This window comes from Streptomyces sp. NRRL S-87, assembly GCF_000719335.1.
Taxonomy (GTDB): Bacteria; Actinomycetota; Actinomycetes; order Streptomycetales; family Streptomycetaceae; genus Streptomyces.
In genome coordinates this window covers 1-18,026 of the sequence record NZ_JOGB01000008.1, presented here as the reverse complement: position 1 = coordinate 18,026, position 18,026 = coordinate 1, and the positions used below count along the sequence as shown (strand labels likewise).

General features: G+C 73.4%; 11 protein-coding genes and 3 pseudogenes. 9 read left to right on the top strand and 5 right to left on the bottom strand.

The genetic code is table 11. From position 1 onward, the window contains the following. Positions 1–64 precede the first annotated feature (64 nt). The 3 genes and pseudogenes from IF43_RS0106960 to IF43_RS0106955 all read left to right on the top strand — a co-directional run. A complete protein-coding gene (locus IF43_RS0106960) occupies positions 65–1,840 on the top strand; it encodes a protein phosphatase 2C domain-containing protein (RefSeq protein ID WP_030195492.1) in 1,776 nt (591 codons plus the stop codon). 54 nt (positions 1,841–1,894) lie between these two features. Further along, positions 1,895–2,320: pseudogene (locus IF43_RS42020) on the top strand (thiamine pyrophosphate-dependent enzyme); the annotation flags it as partial. Positions 2,321–2,453: 133 nt separating this feature from the next. Further along, positions 2,454–2,876, top strand: a pseudogene (locus IF43_RS0106955) (ATP-binding protein); the annotation flags it as partial. A 156-nt stretch (positions 2,877–3,032) separates the two neighbouring features. Here the strand turns inward: IF43_RS0106955 and IF43_RS0106950 are convergent. Both IF43_RS0106950 and IF43_RS0106945 read right to left on the bottom strand, forming a co-directional pair. Continuing rightward, positions 3,033–4,097, bottom strand: coding sequence for a DUF2637 domain-containing protein (locus tag IF43_RS0106950; RefSeq protein ID WP_030195488.1), 1,065 nt, complete (start codon positions 4,095–4,097; stop codon positions 3,033–3,035). A 260-nt stretch (positions 4,098–4,357) separates the two neighbouring features. Next, entirely contained in the window at positions 4,358–5,284 is a 927-nt protein-coding gene (locus IF43_RS0106945) for a (2Fe-2S)-binding protein (RefSeq protein WP_107048418.1), read from the bottom strand. Between the two features lie 388 nt (positions 5,285–5,672). Between IF43_RS0106945 and IF43_RS0106940 the strand changes: the two genes are divergently transcribed. Continuing rightward, positions 5,673–6,317 (top strand): GntR family transcriptional regulator, encoded by a 645-nt coding sequence (locus IF43_RS0106940; protein ID WP_051794834.1) that lies wholly within the window; start codon positions 5,673–5,675, stop codon positions 6,315–6,317. 79 nt (positions 6,318–6,396) lie between these two features. Here IF43_RS0106940 and IF43_RS0106935 read toward each other — a convergent pair whose 3' ends face one another. Both IF43_RS0106935 and IF43_RS0106930 read right to left on the bottom strand, forming a co-directional pair. Beyond that, positions 6,397–7,158 (bottom strand): hypothetical protein, encoded by a 762-nt coding sequence (locus IF43_RS0106935; RefSeq protein WP_030195480.1) that lies wholly within the window; start codon positions 7,156–7,158, stop codon positions 6,397–6,399. A gap of 183 nt (positions 7,159–7,341) precedes the next feature. Next, positions 7,342–9,006 (bottom strand): PucR family transcriptional regulator ligand-binding domain-containing protein, encoded by a 1,665-nt coding sequence (locus IF43_RS0106930; RefSeq protein WP_030195478.1) that lies wholly within the window; start codon positions 9,004–9,006, stop codon positions 7,342–7,344. Between the two features lie 253 nt (positions 9,007–9,259). Here IF43_RS0106930 and IF43_RS0106925 point away from each other — a divergent pair, with 253 nt between their 5' ends. From IF43_RS0106925 to IF43_RS39000, 5 genes and pseudogenes are all read left to right on the top strand, one after another. Beyond that, on the top strand, positions 9,260–10,153 hold the full coding sequence (locus tag IF43_RS0106925) for a xanthine dehydrogenase family protein subunit M (RefSeq protein ID WP_030195476.1): 894 nt from the start codon (positions 9,260–9,262) through the stop codon (positions 10,151–10,153). A gap of 2 nt (positions 10,154–10,155) precedes the next feature. Then, the gene (locus IF43_RS0106920) at positions 10,156–10,755 is read left to right on the top strand and encodes a (2Fe-2S)-binding protein (protein ID WP_030195474.1); all 600 of its coding nucleotides are present in this window, start codon (positions 10,156–10,158) and stop codon (positions 10,753–10,755) included. 2 nt (positions 10,756–10,757) lie between these two features. Then, positions 10,758–13,160: a xanthine dehydrogenase family protein molybdopterin-binding subunit gene (locus IF43_RS0106915; RefSeq protein ID WP_030195471.1), complete on the top strand. Its 2,403-nt coding sequence runs from the start codon at positions 10,758–10,760 to the stop codon at positions 13,158–13,160. Between the two features lie 409 nt (positions 13,161–13,569). Further along, the gene (locus IF43_RS0106910) at positions 13,570–15,033 is read left to right on the top strand and encodes an NCS2 family permease (protein ID WP_030195468.1); all 1,464 of its coding nucleotides are present in this window, start codon (positions 13,570–13,572) and stop codon (positions 15,031–15,033) included. A gap of 149 nt (positions 15,034–15,182) precedes the next feature. Continuing rightward, positions 15,183–16,295: pseudogene (locus IF43_RS39000) on the top strand (XdhC family protein); the annotation flags it as partial. Positions 16,296–17,037: 742 nt separating this feature from the next. Here the strand turns inward: IF43_RS39000 and IF43_RS0106895 are convergent. Then, complete coding sequence (locus IF43_RS0106895) at positions 17,038–17,670, bottom strand: GNAT family N-acetyltransferase (RefSeq protein ID WP_037887546.1); 633 nt, start codon at positions 17,668–17,670, stop codon at positions 17,038–17,040. Positions 17,671–18,026 lie beyond the last annotated feature (356 nt).

Below are 18,026 nucleotides of genomic sequence, written 5' to 3'. Positions count from 1 at the left end.
GGTGCCCACTTTAGAGACACTTTCGAGAGGTTTTCGTCCTGGCCCGGCGGTGGACAATAAGTGCATGAGTCAGCAGGGGGACGCGGACGACTGGTGGCAGGGCCTCTACGAGGACTTCCCGCCGGACCTCTCGACGCCATCCGAGGACACCCTCGACGCCCACTTCCGTTCGGCCGCGCGCCTGTCCGACCACCCGGCGGTGCCCCCGCCCCCCGGTCCGCGCGAGACGGCCGGACCACCCGCGTCGGGGGCCCCGCCGGCCACCGCCCCGCCCGGAGCGCCCGGGGCCGCCGAGGGCGGCGGACTCCCGCCGCGGGCCCGCGCCCCCTGGGAGGGGCCGCCGCCGGCCGCGGGCGGCTACGGGCCCGGCTCGACCCTGCCGGACGTCCCGCTCGCCGAGCCGCCCGAGCCGCCCGAGCCGCCGGAGGGGTACGGCGGCGGCGACGGCGGCGGGCCCGCCGACCCGCCCCCACCCGATACCGTCCGCCCCCCGGCCCCCTCCGGGACCGGCGCGGGACGGCCGCCGGAGCCGGCGCGCGGCGCCGGCCTCCCCCCGCGCCCGGAGCAGCCGCCCGGCGCGGCGCCCGCCCACCGGCCGCCCGCGGAGCCGTGGGACCGGCCCGGGGAGACCTCGCACGGCAGCGGTACCGCACCCGGCCTGCCCGCCCAGCGCTCGGCTCCCCCCGAGTTCCCGAAGTCGTTCCCCCTGCCGCCGGCCCCTGCGGCGCCACCCCTGCCGCCGACCGCCCCCGGCACCCCGACGGGACCCCCGCCGCCCGCCGCCCCCGGCGCCGCCGACCGGCCGCCGTACGCGTACGGAGCCGACGCCGCCGACCCCGCGGCGTACGACGGGGCCGAGCGGTCCGACGGACCGGTCGCGGCAGGCCCCGGTCCGGCCGCGGACGCGGTCCCCGGGGGCGCGGCCGACCCCGGCAGGGCGGGCCAGGAAGAAGGTGCCGACCCTGACGCCGACCCCGCCGAGGGCCGCGACGGCGGGACGCGGCGGTTCCCGCGCCGGCCCGTCATCCGCTACCTCGGCGACCGGCCGCCGACCTACGAGCCGGAGCCCGGCGCCCTGCCCCGCACCGACCCCGCCGAGCTCGACTCGCTCGTGCACGACACGGTCCTCGAAGGCGCCCGGTACGGCCGCTACACGCTCCGGGCCGCCTCCGTGCGCGGCGACTCCGCCCGCTACCGGGGCGAGGTCCGCCGGGACTGCCTGCTCACCGCCCGCTTCGGCGGCGGCGACAACGCCCTGCTGCTCGTCGCCGTCGCGGGCGGCGACCGCGCCGTCCCCGGCGCCCCGCAGGCCGATGCCGAACTGTGCCGCTGGATCGCCGGGGCCATCGGCCGCAGCCAGGAACGGCTGGGCGACGACATCAGGGCGGGCCGCCGCGACGACCTCCGCTCCGGACTCCAGCGCCTCACGGACCGCGCGTACGGCCGGCTGCGCGCCCAGGACCAGCCCCAGCCCACCGGCCTGCGCTGCCTGCTGCTGCCCATCGACCCCGAATGCCGCATCCGCGTGGCCTTCGGCACCGGCGAGGGCGGGGTGTTCCGACTGCGCGGCGGGGCCTGGGAGGACATGGAGCCGCAGGTGCCGGAGCAGCCGTTCCGCTTCCGCGCCTCCCTCGCCCGCCCCGGCGACACCCTGCTCGCCTGCTCGGCGGGGCTCGCCGAGCCGCTGCGGGGGGAGCCCCTGTTCCCCGAGGCCCTCGCCGGCCGCTGGGGCCCCGACGCGGCCGGGCCGCCGGGGCTGGCCGCCTTCCTCGCCGACACCCAGATCCGCGTCAAGGGCTACGCCGACGACCGCACGGCCGCCGCGGTCTGGGAGACGTAGGGGCTGTCCGGCGGACCGGGCCGGGGACCGGCCGCGATCCGCCGGACACCGTCCTTCTCCATGCTGACGGGAGATTTCCTCACCCTCGTGCAGTAGGACCTGCCCGTCAAAGTGGTGCTGTTCGCCAACTCCTCCTCGGTCATGGTCGAGTGGGAAATGCTCGTAGCCGGACTGCCGTCGTACGGAACGGCCCACCGCAATCCCGACTTCGCGCCGCGTCGCCCGGGTGGCGGGCGCCTACGGGGTCCGGGTCGAGAAGCCGGAACTCCCGGCGGGTCCGTGGAAAGACGCGTTCGCACACGAGGGACCTGCACCGGCGGACGTCATGACCGATCCGAATGCGCTTCCATTCCACCGCGGATCAGGGCCGAAATGGTCACGGGATGAGCCCTTTCCGCCGGCAAGACCGTACTCGACGGGGGCGTCGCCCGGATGCTGCGGAGGTTGCCCTCGAATCTCGGGAATGTGCCCAGGCCATAAGCCGTTCCGGCGCGCTCCGGAGCGCAGGAGTGCCGCCGGCCGCGCGGGGCATGCATCCCCGTAGGCGTGTTCGAGGTTCCGGGAAGGGGATGGGGGAGTCGCCGTGCGGGTGGGGGCGAAAGCCGGTCAGCAGATGCGAAGGGGCCGGCCAGGCGCGCGGGAGCCGGCCGAGGAGGTGGAGACGGAGCGGCGGATGAGCCGCCGGCTCCGCCGGGCCGATCTCCGGGGCGTGGGCGATGTCCGGCGCGCCCTGCGGGAGTTGCTGCGGGAGTGGGGGAGACCGGAGGCCGCCGACGTGGCGGAGCTGCTGACCACGGAGCTCGTCACCAACGCGCTGGTGCACACCGACCAGGGGGCCGAGGTCACCGCCCGGCTCGCCGGCTCCCGGCTACGGGTCGAGGTCCTCGACCACACCGCGAAGCGCCCCGAGCCGCTCGTACCGACCGCCGACGACGGTACGCACGGCAGGGGGCTGCTCCTGGTGCAGGCGCTGGCCGATGCGTGGGGGGTGACGGCGCGGGGGATCGGGAAGGTCGTGTGGTTCGAACTGGGCGGGACGGAAGAGGACGCGGCCGAGCGGGACAGGGCAGAGCGGGGCCGGGCGGAGCGGCCGGGGGTGGGACGGGACGGGTCGGAACAGCCGGGGACAGCAGGGGACGGGGCGCCGGAGGTGGGCCCTCCGGCGCCCCGTCGTGGGTGACGCGCGAATCCGTCAGCCGAACTGCTGCTCCAGGTCCTTGAGTTTGCGTTCCAGTGAGTCGAGGCGGGGGATGGTCTGGGTGTCGTCCTCCGCCGTGAGGTCGACGGTCCGGTTCCCGGAGACGTCAGTGGAGCTGGAGCCCCCGCGGCCGACGGCCTGGAGGGAGGGGCGCTGGCGCAGTGGCAGTTGTCCCGGTTCCACTATGGCGGGCTCCGCGCCGACCGGCGCGGAGCCCGATCCCGCGGTCAGGCCGGGCACTTCGACCTGGCGGCCGCGCGGCCGCCCGAAGGCCCGGTTCTGGCGTCCGAGCGCCTTGAGGTGGGCGCGCTCGAGGCGCTGCTGCTCCCGCCGGCGGAGCCGGGTCTGCTCCCGCTCCCGCTTGTCCTCGCGTACCTCCTCGACGGCCTCGTCGAGGGTCCGTACGCCCTCCAGCAGCATGAGCGACCAGGCGCCGAAGGTCTCGCGCGGCGCGCGCAGCCAGCGGACGATCCGGATCTGCGGCAACGGACGCGGGACCAGGCCCTGTTCGCGCAGGGCGGCGCGGCGGGTCTGCTTGAGGGCACGGTCGAAGAGGACGGCCGCGGACAGCGACATGCCGGCGAAGAACTGCGGGGCACCGGCGTGGCCCATCCCGCGCGGCGCGTGCACCCAGTTGAACCAGGCGGCCGCGCCGGCGAACATCCACACCAGGAGGCGGGAGCCGAGCGCCGCGTCGCCGTGGCTGGCCTCGCGGACCGCGAGCACCGAGCTGAACATGGCGGCGCCGTCGAGGCCGAACGGGACCAGGTACTCCCAGCCGCCGGAGAGGTTGAGGTTCTGGCGGCCGAAGCCGACCAGGCCGTGGAAGGAGAGTGCCGCGGCCACCGCGGCACAGCAGAACAGCAGGGCGTAGGACGCGATCCCGTAGATCGCCTCCTTGCGGCGCCGACGCTCCTCGCTGCGCTCCCAGCTGTCGTCGGCGGCGGCCTTCTCCCCCTCGCGCTTGCCGCGGGCCAGCACCGCCACTGCCGCAAGCACGCCGAGGATCAGCAGGCTGCCGGGAAGCAGCCAGTCCAGCGATATGTCGGTCAGTCTCATCCGGTGTCCCTTGCATCGCGTGAGCGGCGTTCCGGGCGCCATAGTGGCGGAAGGGGATCGGGCCGCACGCGGGTTTCGGGACAAGAGAACGCCAATGAGGTGCACGGACCTCCGGATAGGGTGATCTGTCTCGAACTCCCGTATGAGTCATGGGAATTGTGTTCGAGTATCCGCACTCCATCGGGTGGTGTGGGGCTCCGGGGCACGGCTCTGCCCGTGCCGCGGGGGTTGGGCCGGGTGGGGGACGCCGGCGGACGCCGTCACGCGGCGGTCGGGGCCGTCAGCCGGGCGATCCGCTCCGGGTCGCCCGTGCGCGGGCACGTGACGCACGTGTCCTGCGGCCGCACCGTGTAGAAGAGGCAGCAGCCGGCCCGGTCGCGGGTCGCGAGCTCCTCGCCGTCCGGGCCGCGCAGGGTGCGGAAGCCGGCCGAGCCCGTGTAGGGGGCGGTCGCCCCGGGCAGCAGCAGCTCCAGCTCCTCCCGGGCGCGGGCCTCCTCGCCGAGCAGTCCGGCGACGTACCAGAGCCCCTCGACCACCTCGTCCGTGACCATGCCCCACAGCGCCCGGCGGCCGCGCCGCATCCGGGGCCCGAAGCCGGTCAGGACGGGTTCGAGGTGGCGGGACACCGCTGCCCGCACCTCCGCCCGCAGGGCCCCCGCGTCCGGGACGACCCGGGCCCCGGGGAGGCCGGCCGCCGGGTCGTCCGGCAGGCAGGCGAAGCCCGCCACGTGGACCGACATCAGCCCGCGCGTGCGGTGGAAGGCCACCGCCGAGGCCGGCAGCTCGGGTACCCGGCGGGCGAGGAACCAGGGCGCCGTGAACAGCAGGCAGGCCGGCCAGGCGTACCGGTGCAGGCCGAAGCCGGCCACCACGTCGGGACGGCCGGGGCACCCGTAGTCCCGCAGGACCTGGGCGGCGTCCCACGCCAGGAACGCGTCGAGGGCCGCACCGCCGGCCCCCAGCCCGTCCGCACCGACCCAGCCGGCACCGCGCGGGGCCGGGTCGCTCGCGGACCGCTCGGTGATCAGCAGTCCCGGGTGGACCGCGGCCAGGCGTGCGTACGCGTCCGCCACCGGAGAGCCGGCGGTGACGGGGGCGGGTGCGGGTGCGGTCGCGGGTGCCGTCGCGGTGGTTGTGGCGGTGGCGGTCGCGGTGGCGACGGGCGGCAGGGCGGCCGGGTCGGGCATGGCGGGACCACCGAATCACGATCGTTAACAGGTAAGCCTTACCTTACCCAAAGTGGTGTGGTCCGTACCGGACGGTCCCTCCGACCGGGTGGTTCGCGTCGCCTATCCTCAGAGCGGGGGGAAGTCCCGGCCATGATCCGGCGCCCACCCCCTGGACCCCGGGAGGAGAGCGACCAGACGTCAGGAGGACCGCGTGCCGACGCCCGATACGGCCTCCACCGACCCGGCCCCGCCGGACCCGGTGCGGCCCTCCACCGCGCCGGAGGCGCCGCCGTCCCCGGAGTCGACGCGCCCGGCCGCGCCCCCGCGGGACGCCGCCCCGACGACGCGCCCGCCCGCGCCCCCGCAGACCTCCGCCGCCGCACTCCCGGACGACCCGGCCGCGGCCCTGCCCGCCGTCCCGACGCAGAAGGTGGCGCGGCACTCCGTCCGCGGCCAGGTCCTCGACGCCCTGCGCGCGGCCCTGGTGGGCGGCGAGCTCGTGCCCGGCGAGATCTACTCCGGCCCCGCACTGGGGGAGCGCTTCGGGGTCTCGGCGACGCCGGTGCGCGAGGCGATGCAGCAACTGGCCGTCGAGGGGGCGGTGGAGTGCCTGCCGAACCGCGGCTTCCGGGTCGTGGAGCGGACCGTGCGCGAGCTGGCCGAGCTGGCGGAGGTGCGCGCCCTGCTGGAGGTGCCGGTGATGCTGCGGCTCGCCCGTACGGTGCCGGCGTCGACCTGGCCCACCCTGCGGCCGCTCGCCGCCGCGACCACCGCCGCGGCGGCCGCCGGTGACGTCGCGGGGTACGCGGAGTCCGACCGGGCGTTCCACCGGGCGGTGCTGTCGCTGGGCGGCAACGAGCAGCTCGTCGCCGTGGCGGACGACCTGCACCGGCGGTCGCAGTGGCCGCTCCCGGGGGTGCCGGCGGTCCGGCGCGCCGACCTGGTCGCCGACGCGGCCGAGCACTCCGCGCTCCTGGACGCGCTGATCGCCCAGGACCTCCCGGTGGTCGAGTCCCTGGTCCGCGAGCACTTCACGGGCTCCCACCCGTAGCGCCCCCGCCCGCCGGCCAGGACCCCGGGGGCCGCCCCAGCGGCCCGGACCTCACGGGCCCGGGCCTCCTGCTCCGGGATCAGACCGCCGGGGACGGGGTCAGCTGGTCGGCCAGCCAGGTGGGGATGCCGCCCAGGAGGCGGAACAGGCGGGCGGCCTCCTGGCGGAGCCGGGTGGCCTCGGGTTCGGGCTCGGCCTCCGCGAGGGCCGCCAGGGCCGGGGCCGTACCGATCAGGAAGCCCAGCTCCTCACGCAGGCGCAGGGACTCCGAGAAGCCGCGCCGGGCCTCGGCCAGCTCGCCCTCCCGCAGCGCCAGCGCCGCCAGGTGCCGGTAGGTGAAGGACAGCAGCAGCAGGTCGCCCTGGGAGGCCGCGCCCGCGTGCGCCCGCCGGTACGCCGGCTTCGCCGACTGCGGGGCGTCCGCCAGGTGCTCGGCCACGAGCCCGCGGCGGAAGTCCAGCAGTGGCCGGAAACGGGAGGAGGGGGAGAGCAGGGCCGCCGCCCGGCCGAGGGCGGAGCGGGCCTCGTCGGCCCGGTCGCGCACCCCCAGCACCGTCGCCGCGTACGCCAGCTGGCCCCGCTCGCAGGCGGCGGCCCCCCGGTCCTCGTCCTCCCGCGCCACCGACTCCGCGGCGCGCAGCGCGTCCTCCGCCTCGGCCCACCCCTGCCCGGTGAACAGGCACCGCTCCACCAGGAGCGCCGTGCGCTGGACCGCGGGGCCGGGCCGGGCGGCATGGGATTCGAGCAGCGCCGCCGCATCCGTCCAACAGCCGCGTGACCGCAGCCGCCATATCGCCCGCTGGAGGGGATCCTCGTCCCCGGCCGTTCCGGTACCCGACATGGCGGTGTCCGCCACATTCCCTCCCCAAAGCGCGCGTCTTCGAGCCCTGTGGGCGAATCCCAGCACACACCGGCGGGCGCGGCCAAGGGGTCAGGTGAACGGTTTCACAATCCATCCGTCGTGTTTTCAGCCAGCCCCCGGCGGGCAGGGAAGCGCCTCCCGGCCCGCCGGACCGACATCGCGTCAGCTCATCCGCAGGGCGAGGAAGAAGTCGAGCTTGTCCTCCAGCCGGGACAGGTCACGGGCCGTCAACTGCTCGATCCGTCCGACGCGGTAGCGCAGCGTGTTGACGTGCAGGTGCAGCCGCGTCGCGCAGCGCGTCCACGAGCCGTCGCAGTCGAGGAACGCCTCCAGCGTCGGGATGAGCTCGGCGCGGTGGCGCCGGTCGTAGTCGCGCAGCGGGTCGAGCAGGCGGGCCGTGAAGGCGCGCCGGACGTCGTCCGGGACGAAGGGCAGCAGCAGTACGTGCGAGGCGAGCTCGTGGTGGCCGGCCGCGCACACCCGCCCCGGGCGGGCCGCGGCGACCCGGCGGGCGTGCCGGGCCTCCTCCAGCGCACCGCGCAGGCCCTCGGCCGAGTGCACGGCGGCGCTCACGCCCAGGGTGAGCCGGCCGTCGTCGGCCAGGCCGGCGGCCAGCGGCTCGCGTACGGCGGTCAGCAGGACGTCGGCGTGCAGCGCGGTGTCCGGGTCGCCCTCGCCCGCCAGCGCGGGCAGCGGGACGAGCGCGATCGCCTCGTCACCCGAATGGGCGACCGCGATCCGGTCGGACGGCTCGGGCCCGGACAGCCGGGGGTCGACCAGGATCTCCTCGAGCAGCGACTGGGCCACCGGGCCGCCGGCGATGTCGCCGCCGTCCCAGTCCACCCGGGCCACCACGACCTGCCAGTGCGGGGCCGCGCCCAGGCCGGGCAGCAGCACCGGGGCGGCGACCCGCAGGCGGGCGGCGATCTCGGCGGGCGCGGCGCCCGTCTGGACCAGCTCCAGCACCTCCTGCGCCAGCCGGCGGCGCACCGTGCGGGCAGCGTCGCGCCGGTCGCGCTCCACGGCGATCAGCTGCGTGACGCCCTGGAGCAGGTCGAGCCGCTCGGCCGGCCAGTCGCCCGCGTCGGCCTCGACGGCCAGCAGCCAGTCGGACAGGACGCTCTCGCGCACGTCGCGCCCGGCCAGGCCCGGGGTGCGGCCGTTCCCCCTGATCGGGAAGAGGGAGTAGGTAATACCCTGGATGGAGATCCGGTGCGGGCCCCGGCGACCGGTCCGGACCGCCGCCAGGTGCTCGCTCGCGAGCGCCGCGCAGACGCCGGGCGAGAGGGGCTCTCCCGCCCCGGCGATCTGGCGCCCCGTGGGGGAGAGCACCCATGCCCGCAGATCGAGGTCGGTGGTGAGCAGGTCCAGCACCACATCCGGTCCGCCACCGGCGGGGCCCGAGGTCATCAGGCGCCGGTGCCGGTCGACCACGGCCGCGAGGTCCCCCGCCCGCTCACCGGACACCTGTCGCACGACGTACTCGGTGATCGTGGCGAATGCAACGTCCTCGTTCACGGCGAACAGCGGCAGCCGGTGCCGGACGCAGGCCGAAACGAGATCTTCGGGGATGCCGCCGATCTCCGCCTCGCCCGCCGCGAGGCCCGCGACGCCCGCACCCACAAGGATTCGTACGAAAGGCTCGGAATCGGCCGGATCTTGTCGCCAGGCGAGGCCCGTCAGCACCAATTCTCCGCCGGAGAGGTACCGGCTCGGGTCTTTCAGGTCCGTGGTCATGACGCCTCGAACCGTGCGGTCGAGTTCTTCGTCGCCGCCGAGCAGCCGCAGGCCCAGCGCTTCGGTTTCCAGCAGTGCGCGCAGCCGCATGGGGTCGTTTCCGATCTGTCTCGATGTTGCCGTTGAAAATCAGCGAGGTGTGCGGTTCTCGCCTTTCATACGAATCTACAAGACGAGGGAGGTCGTCAGCCAACTGCTTCATGGTTTCGGTGACTGCACCCGAGGGACGCGCGGCTTGTGTACTGACTCCACACCGCGTTAACAGCACGTGAACGACCAGTCGAGGGACTCTGGCCCTCCTGGCTTGAAGTGAACGACCCGATTAAGAAGAAGAGAGCCGCACATGGACTTCCTTCGCCCCGGCAGCTGGGAGGAGGCGCTCGCCGCTAAGGCCGAGCACCCCACCGCTGTGCCGATTGCGGGTGGTACCGATGTGATGGTCGAGATCAACTTCGACCACCGCCGTCCGGAGTACCTCCTGGACCTCAACCGCATCGAGCTGCTGCGGGACTGGGAGGTCGGCGAGGAGGTCACCCGTGTCGGCGCCTCCGTCCCGTACACCCAGATCATCGAGAACCTGCGCGGCACCCTGCCGGGCCTCGCGATCGCGTCGCACACGGTCGCGTCCCCGCAGATCCGCAACCGCGGTGGTGTCGGCGGCAACCTCGGCTGCGCCTCGCCCGCCGGTGACGCCCACCCGGCCCTGCTGTCCTCGGGCGCCGAGGTCGAGGTCGAGTCGGTACGCGGCGTCCGCATGATCCCGATCGACGAGTTCTACACCGGCGTCAAGCGCAACGCGCTCGCCGCGGACGAACTCATCAAGTCGGTGCACGTCAAGAACGCCACGGGTCCGCAGCAGTTCTCCAAGGTCGGCACCCGCAACGCGATGGTCATCGCGGTGTGCGCGTTCAGCCTCGCCCTGCACCCGGAGACCCGTACGGTCCGCACCGGCATCGGTTCGGCCGCCCCGACCCCGATCCGCGCGAAGGCCGCCGAGGAGTTCCTCAACGCCGCGCTCGAAGAGGGCGGGTTCTGGGACAACGGCAAGGTCATCACGCCGTCCATCGCCAAGCAGTTCGGTGAGCTCGCCTCCGGCGCCTGCAACCCGATCGACGACGTCCGCGGCACGGCGAAGTACCGCCGTCACGCGGTCGGCATCATGGCTCGCCGCCAGCTCGTCTGGAACTGGGAGCAGTACCGCGGCACCAACGGCCGCACGCTGGAAGGAGCTGCGTAACCATGCGCGTCAATTTCACCGTCAACGGCCGCCCGCAGGAAGCGGATGACGTCTGGGAGGGCGAGTCCCTCCTCTACGTCCTGCGCGAGCGCCTGGGCCTGCCCGGTTCCAAGAACGCCTGCGAGCAGGGCGAGTGCGGCTCCTGCACCGTGCGCCTCGACGGCGTGCCGGTCTGTTCCTGCCTGGTCGCGGCCGGTCAGGTCGAGGGCCGGGACGTCGTGACCGTCGAGGGTCTGGCCGACTTCTCCAAGAAGCGCGAGGAGCACGGCCACGCGTGCGGCACCGGCGCGTGCGGCGGCGCCGGCGGCGTCTCCACCGACGCGGCCAAGCAGTGGTCCGCCAAGGGCACCGACTCCCAGACCGGTGAGGGCGTCGAGCTCTCCCCGATCCAGCAGGCGTTCATCGACGCCGGCGCCGTCCAGTGCGGCTTCTGCACCCCGGGTCTGCTGGTCCAGGCCGACGCGCTCCTGGAGCGCAACGCCTCCCCGTCCGACCAGGACATCCGTGAGGCCCTGTCCGGCAACCTCTGCCGCTGCACGGGCTACGAGAAGATCCTCGACGCGGTCCGCCTGGCGGCCGCCCGCCAGGGAGAGGCGGTCTGATCATGGCCAACACCCGCACCGCTCCTTCCGGTACGCCGACCAACGTCTCCCAGAAGCACAACAAGGGCGGCATCGGCGAGTCCACGCTCCGCCCGGACGGCACCCTCAAGGTCACCGGCGAGTTCGCGTACTCCTCGGACATGTGGCACGAGGACATGCTGTGGGGCCAGACCCTGCGCAGCACCGTCGCCCACGCCGAGATCGTGAGCATCGACATCTCCGAGGCGCTGGCCATGCCGGGCGTCTACTCGGTCCTGACGTACGACGACCTGCCGGCCGAGATGAAGAACTACGGCCTCGAGATCCAGGACACCCCCGTCCTGGCCAACGGCCGGGTACGCCACCACGGTGAGCCGGTCGCCCTCGTGGCCGCCGACCACCCGGAGACCGCCCGCCGCGCGGCCGCCAAGATCAAGATCGAGTACCGGGAGCTGCCGCTCGTCACGGACGAGGCCTCCGCCCTCGCCGCCGACGCGCCGCTGATCCACGAGGGCCGCGACGACCACCACGCCGGTCACGTCCCGCACCCGAACATCGTGCACCGCCAGCCGATCATCCGCGGCAACGTGGAGGAGGCGCGCAAGCGCGCCGACGTGATCGTCGAGGGCGAGTACACCTTCGGCATGCAGGACCAGGCCTTCCTCGGCCCGGAGTCCGGCCTGGCCGTGCCGTCCGAGGACGGCGGTGTCGACCTGTACGTCGCCACCCAGTGGCTGCACTCGGACCTCAAGCAGATCGCCCCCGTCCTCGGCCTGCCCGAGGAGAAGGTGCGCATGACGCTCTCCGGCGTCGGCGGTGCCTTCGGCGGCCGCGAGGACATCTCGATGCAGATCCACGCCTGCCTGCTGGCCCTCGCGACCAACAAGCCGGTCAAGATCGTCTACAACCGGTTCGAGTCCTTCTTCGGACACGTGCACCGCCACCCGGCGAAGCTGTACTACGAGCACGGCGCCACCAAGGACGGCAAGCTCACGCACATGAAGTGCAAGATCGTCCTGGACGGCGGCGCCTACGCGTCGGCCTCCCCGGCGGTCGTCGGCAACGCCTCCTCGCTCTCCGTCGGCCCGTACGTCATCGACGACGTCGACATCGAGGCCGTCGCCCTGTACACGAACAACCCGCCCTGCGGCGCCATGCGCGGCTTCGGCGCCGTCCAGGCCTGCTTCGCGTACGAGGCCCAGATGGACAAGCTCGCGGCGAAGCTGGGCATGGACCCGGTCGAGTTCCGCCAGCTCAACGCCATGGAGCAGGGCACGATCATGCCCACCGGCCAGGTCGTGGACTCGCCCGCGCCGGTCGCCGAACTGCTGCGCCGGGTCAAGGCCCGCCCGCTGCCGCCGGAGCGCCAGTGGGAGACGGCCGGCGAGGGCGCGGACGTCCGCGCGCTGCCCGGCGGCCTGTCCAACACCACCCACGGCGAGGGCGTCGTCCGCGGCGTCGGCTACGCGGTCGGCATCAAGAACGTCGGCTTCTCCGAGGGCTTCGACGACTACTCCACCGCCCGCGTGGTCATGTCGGTCGTGAACGGCGAGCCCGTCGCGATGGTCCACACGGCCATGGCCGAGGTCGGCCAGGGCGGCGTCACCGTCCACGCGCAGATCGCCCGTACCGAGCTGGGCGTCACCAACGTGACGATCCACCCGGCCGACACGCAGGTCGGCTCCGCCGGTTCCACGTCCGCCTCCCGGCAGACGTACATGACCGGTGGCGCCGTGAAGAACACCTGCGAGGCCGTGCGCGAGGCGGTCCTGGAGATCGGCCGCCGCAAGAACGGCTCGTACCACCCGGCGTGGGCCACCGCCGAGCTCCTCCTGGAGGGCGGCAAGGTCGTCACCGACGGCGGCGAGGTGCTGGCGGAGATCGCCGACATCCTCGACGGCGAGGACGACATCGACATCGAGCTCGAGTTCCGCCACCGGCCGACCGTCGCGTTCGACCTGGTCACCGGCCAGGGCGACGGCCACGTCCAGTACACGTTCGCCGCGCACCGCGCGGTGGTCGAGGTGGACACCGAGCTCGGCCTGGTCAAGGTCGTCGAGCTGGCCACCGCCCAGGACGTGGGCAAGGCGCTCAACCCGCTCTCCGTCGTCGGCCAGATCCAGGGTGGTACCACCCAGGGCCTCGGTGTCGCGGTGATGGAGGAGATCATCGTGGACCCGAAGACCGCGAAGGTGCGCAACCCCTCCTTCACGGACTACCTGATCCCGACGATCCTCGACACCCCGAGCATCCCGGTCGACTACCTGGAGCTCGCGGACCCGAACGCGCCGTACGGCCTGCGCGGCCTCGGCGAGGCCCCGACCCTGTCGTCCACCCCGGCCGTCCTCGCGGCGATTCGCCAGGCGACCGGCCTGGAGCTGAACAAGACCCCGATCCGTCCCGAGGCCCTCACCGGAACCCTCTAGGACGGCGGATGCCGGGGGCCCGAGGCCCCCGGCACCCAGGGACCCCCCACGGGTCCCACCCCCGGGACCGGGACGTCCCGGAACAACCCTCCGGGGGCGCACGGCCCCCGGACCCCGCTCCGGGGGACGCACAGCCCCCGGAACGCAAGACTCTCCGGGCGGTGCGCATGGGAACGTCACACTTCACCGCGCACCGCCCGGAGCACCGAAGTACCGCACCGCTCGCGGAACGCTTCACCCCCGCATCAAGGGATGCCACCTCATCACCCGATGCACCGGCTTTGCCGCACACCCCAGCAGTAACACAGCTCGGGCCGTCACCCCGGGTCGTGCAGCCAACGCAGTCCCAAATCCCGCAGCCTCTTGCACCTCATGCGGGTGCCCCTTTGAACCTTGGGAGTTAGGCACCATGACCCAGTCGTCAGTGGAGCCCAAGACCACCGCGGAAGACGCCGGCGAGGGAACTCGCCAGCCCGCGGGCAAGTCTTGGCTCGACCGGTACTTTCACATCACCCACAGAGGATCCACGGTCACGCGCGAAGTGCGCGGCGGCATCACCACCTTCATGGCGATGGCGTACATCCTCTTGCTCAACCCGCTCATCCTCTCGGGCAAGGACGTCGCGGGCGACACCCTGAGCCAGAAGGCCCTCATCACGGCCACCGCCTTCGCCGCGGCCGTGACCACGCTCCTGATGGGCTTCGTCGGCAAGGTACCGCTGGTCCTCGCCGCCGGCCTCTCCGTCTCCGGTGTGATCTCCTCGCAGGTCGCCCCCGAGATGACCTGGCCGCAGGCCATGGGCATGTGCGTGATGTACGGCGTCGTGATCATGCTCCTGGTCGTCACCGGCCTCCGCGAGATGATCATGAACGCCATCCCGCTCGCCCTGAAGCACGCGATCACCATGGGCATCGGCATGTTCGTCGCCCTGATCGGCCTCTTCAAGGCCGGCTTCGTGGGCCGCGGTCCCGAGTTCGGTCCCCCCGTGACGCTCGGCCCGACGGGTGAGCTCGCCGGTTGGCCCGTCGCCATCTTCTGCCTCACCCTGCTCACCATCTTCGCCCTCCAGGCCCGCAAGGTCCCCGGCGCGATCCTGATCGGCATCGTCGGCGGCACCGCCGTCGCCGCGATCCTCAACGCCGTCATCGACATCGACGCCAAGGCCTGGAAGAACGGCCCGCCGGTGCTCTCCGGCTCCGCGGTCTCGATGCCCGACTTCTCGCTCTTCGGCAAGGTCGAGTTCGGCGGCTGGGGCGACGTCGGCGTGATGACCGTCGGCATGATCGTCTTCACCCTGGTCCTGGCCGGCTTCTTCGACGCGATGGCCACCATCATCGGCGTCGGCACCGAGGCCAAGCTCGCCGACGACAAGGGCCGCATGCCCGGTCTGTCGAAGGCCCTGTTCATCGACGGTGCCGGCGGTGCCATCGGCGGCATCGCGGGCGGCTCCGGCCAGACCGTGTTCGTCGAGTCCGCCACCGGTGTCGGAGAGGGTGCCCGTACCGGCCTCGCCTCGGTCGTCTCCGGCCTGTTCTTCGCCGCCTGCCTCTTCTTCACCCCGATCACGCAGATCGTCCCGGGTGAGGTCGCCTCCGCGGCCCTGGTCGTCATCGGCGCGATGATGATGCAGAACGCCCGCCACGTGGACTGGGCCGACAGCGCCACCAGCATCCCGGTCTTCCTGACCGTCGTGCTGATGCCGTTCACCTACTCGATCACGGCCGGTGTCGCCGCCGGCGTCATCTCCTACGTCGTGATCAAGATCGCCCAGGGCAAGGCCCGCGAGATCGGCGGCTTCATGTGGGGCCTGACCGCGATCTTCGTGGTCTTCTACGCCCTGCACCCCATCGAGGGCTGGCTCGGCGTCCACTGAGCCCCCCCGGTGACCGGCACCGGCTGACCCACCCAGGTCGGCCGGTGCCGCACCCGCACCACCCGCGCCACCCACCCGCACCACCCCGCACCACCCGCCCCGCGCACGCGCATCCGATACTGGAACCCGAACCTCGTCAGGAGGCCGACATGCTGGACATCGCCGAAGAGCTGAACCGGTGGGTCGAGCAGGGACGCGACTTCGCCATCGCCACCGTGGTGTCGGTGGGCGGCAGCGCGCCCCGGCAGCCCGGTGCGGCGCTCGCCGTCGACGGCGACGGCACGGCCATCGGCTCGGTCTCCGGCGGATGCGTGGAGGGTGCGGTCTACGAGCTGTGCCAGCAGGCCCTCGAAGACGGCGAGACCGTCGTCGAGCGCTTCGGCTACAGCGACGACGACGCCTTCGCCGTGGGTCTGACCTGCGGCGGCATCATCGACATCCTCGTCACCCCGGTCCGCGCGGACTCGCCGCAGCGCCAGGTGTACGCCGCCGCGCTCGCGGCCGCCGCGGCCGGCGAGCCCGCCGCCGTGGCCCGGATCGCCGAGGGCCCCGCCGAGCTCATGGGCAAGGTGGTCCTGGTCCGCTCCGACGGCGGGTACGAGGGCGGCCTGGGCGGCCACCCCGAGCTGGACCGCACGGTCGCCGAGGAGGCCCGCGCGATGCTCGACGCCGGCCGCACCGGAACCCTCGAGATGGGCGCCGACGGCCGGCTCTGCGGCAGCCCGCTGAAGCTCCTGGTCGAGTCGAGCGTCCCCGCCCCCCGCATGATCGTCTTCGGCGCCATCGACTTCGCCTCCGCGCTCGTGCGCATCGGCAAGTTCCTCGGCTACCACGTCACCGTCTGCGACGCCCGGCCCGTCTTCGCCACGAAGACCCGCTTTCCGGACGCCGACGAGATCGTCGTGGACTGGCCCCACCGCTACCTCGCCGAGACGGACGTCGACGGCCGGACCGTGCTGTGCGTGCTCACGCACGACGCCAAGTTCGACGTCCCGCTCCTGGAACTCGCCCTCAGGCTCCCCGTCGCCTACGTCGGCGCGATGGGCTCCCGCCGGACCCACGAGGACCGCAACAAGCGGCTGCGCGAGGTCGGCGTCACCGAACTCGAGATCGCCCGCCTGCGCTCCCCGATCGGCCTGGACCTCGGCGCCCGCTCCCCGGAGGAGACCGCGCTGTCCATCGCCGCGGAGATCGTCGCCAACCGGCGCGGCGGCAGCGGCGCCGCCCTGACCGGCGCCCACACCCCGATCCACCACGACAGCAGCGAGCGGGTCGTGAGGCCCACCCCTGGGGCAAGGGGGCTTCGCCCCTGGCCTGCGGCCACCCCAGGCCCGGGCCTGCCTCCGGACCAGCCTGCCATGACGCCTCAAGAGGCTCCCCCACACACCACAGGGCGGCACTCCCTGGAGCGGGTGACCCGGATCCCCGTCACGGGGCCACCGGGCGCGAAGCCCCTTGTCAGTGCCGTGATTCAGACTGACGTACGACGGGGAGGAGTCCGGGGCAAGGGGGGCGATGTCGATGATGTTCGGGTACTCGGACGACTGGTGGGTGATCCTGCTGCTCCCGGCCGTGCTGTGGGTCCCGTTCGGGCCGTTCCTCATGCTCGCGCTGGGGTCGTCCTGCGCGGGCAAGCCCGGTCGCGGCAGGCGGTGGGCCTCGGTGCTGATCCCGCTGGTCCCCGTCGTGACCGCGTTGGTCCCCATGGTCTTCCCGCTGGAGAAGTGGGAGCGGCCCCGATTGGTGGACGGCAGCCTGGGGCCGCCGGAGCACTTGTACGACTTCCTCGGCTTCTTCGCCGTGTACGTCGGGGGCATCACGTTCGGGCCGTGGCTGCTGGGCTACGCCTGCACCCACCTGGCGCGCTTCGTGCGGGCCCGCATACGCGCCCGACGGGGCGGCCCGGCGGAGCCGCCGGAGGCCGCCCACGCGACTCCGGAGGCGTCCGCACCGTAACCCGGACGCTTCCCTACTGCTGCCTGCAGCCGCCCTGCTGACGGGCGATCAGGAAGAGACGGCGTGCGGGGCCGGGAGGGGCTCCGGGCGGTCCAAGAAGGCGAGGACGGCCCGCTTCTCGGGCAGGTACACCTCCGGGAGGTCGACCTCGGGGAGGGTGATCTCGCCCTGGCGGACGAAGCCGATCCGGCCCAGCAGGGCGAGGGCCTTGTCGTTGCGGGCGTCGGGCTCGCCGACGGCGCGCAGGGCCGCCGGGTCCCGGAAGAGGAAGCGGATCAGCGATCCGATCAGCGTACGGCTGAAGCCGGGGCGGGGGCCGCCCGTAGCCGGGGCCAGCATGAGGTGCACGCCGACGTCGCCCTCGCGCACCTCATAGCACTCGCTGATCCGGTCCTCGGACGGCTGGTACGTCTGGAACAGCGCCACCGGCTCGCCGTCCAGCCGGACCATGAACGCGTGGTGCGTGTGACGGCGGTCCACGTCCTCGTATATCTCCTGGACCAGTTCCCGGCTCGCGCCGTTCATCCCCCAGAACTCGGCGCGCTCCTCGAGGACCCACGAGTGCAGCACGGAGGAGTCGGCGGCCGGGTCGACGGGCGTGAAGCGGACGGTTCCGAACCCCTCGACGGTCTCGGTGTAGACATCGGCGCGGGCGGTGGAGGGCGCGGAGTCGGGTCTCATGGGGGGCTCGTTCCGTTCGATGGGAGGGGCCGGCCGCGAGGCCGGGTGGAGGGGTCCACGGATGAGAGATTAGGTTAGGCTGGCCTAAATGTAACGATCAAGGGGGGTAGGGCCCTGGAATTCGCCCTGCACCCGGCGTGGCCAGCGACTGGGCGCGCACCCCCTGGCCTACTGGCGTCCCCCCGCCGACGCCTGACCCCTCCAAGCCCCCGGTCCTACCCCTCGAAGCCCCCGGTCCCATCCCCTCGAAGCGCTGCCGTCCCGTGGTGTGTGGGGGAGCCTCTTGAGGCGTCATGGCAGGCTGGTCCGGAGGCAGGCCCGGGCCTGGGGTGGCCGCAGGCCAGGGCGAAGCCCCA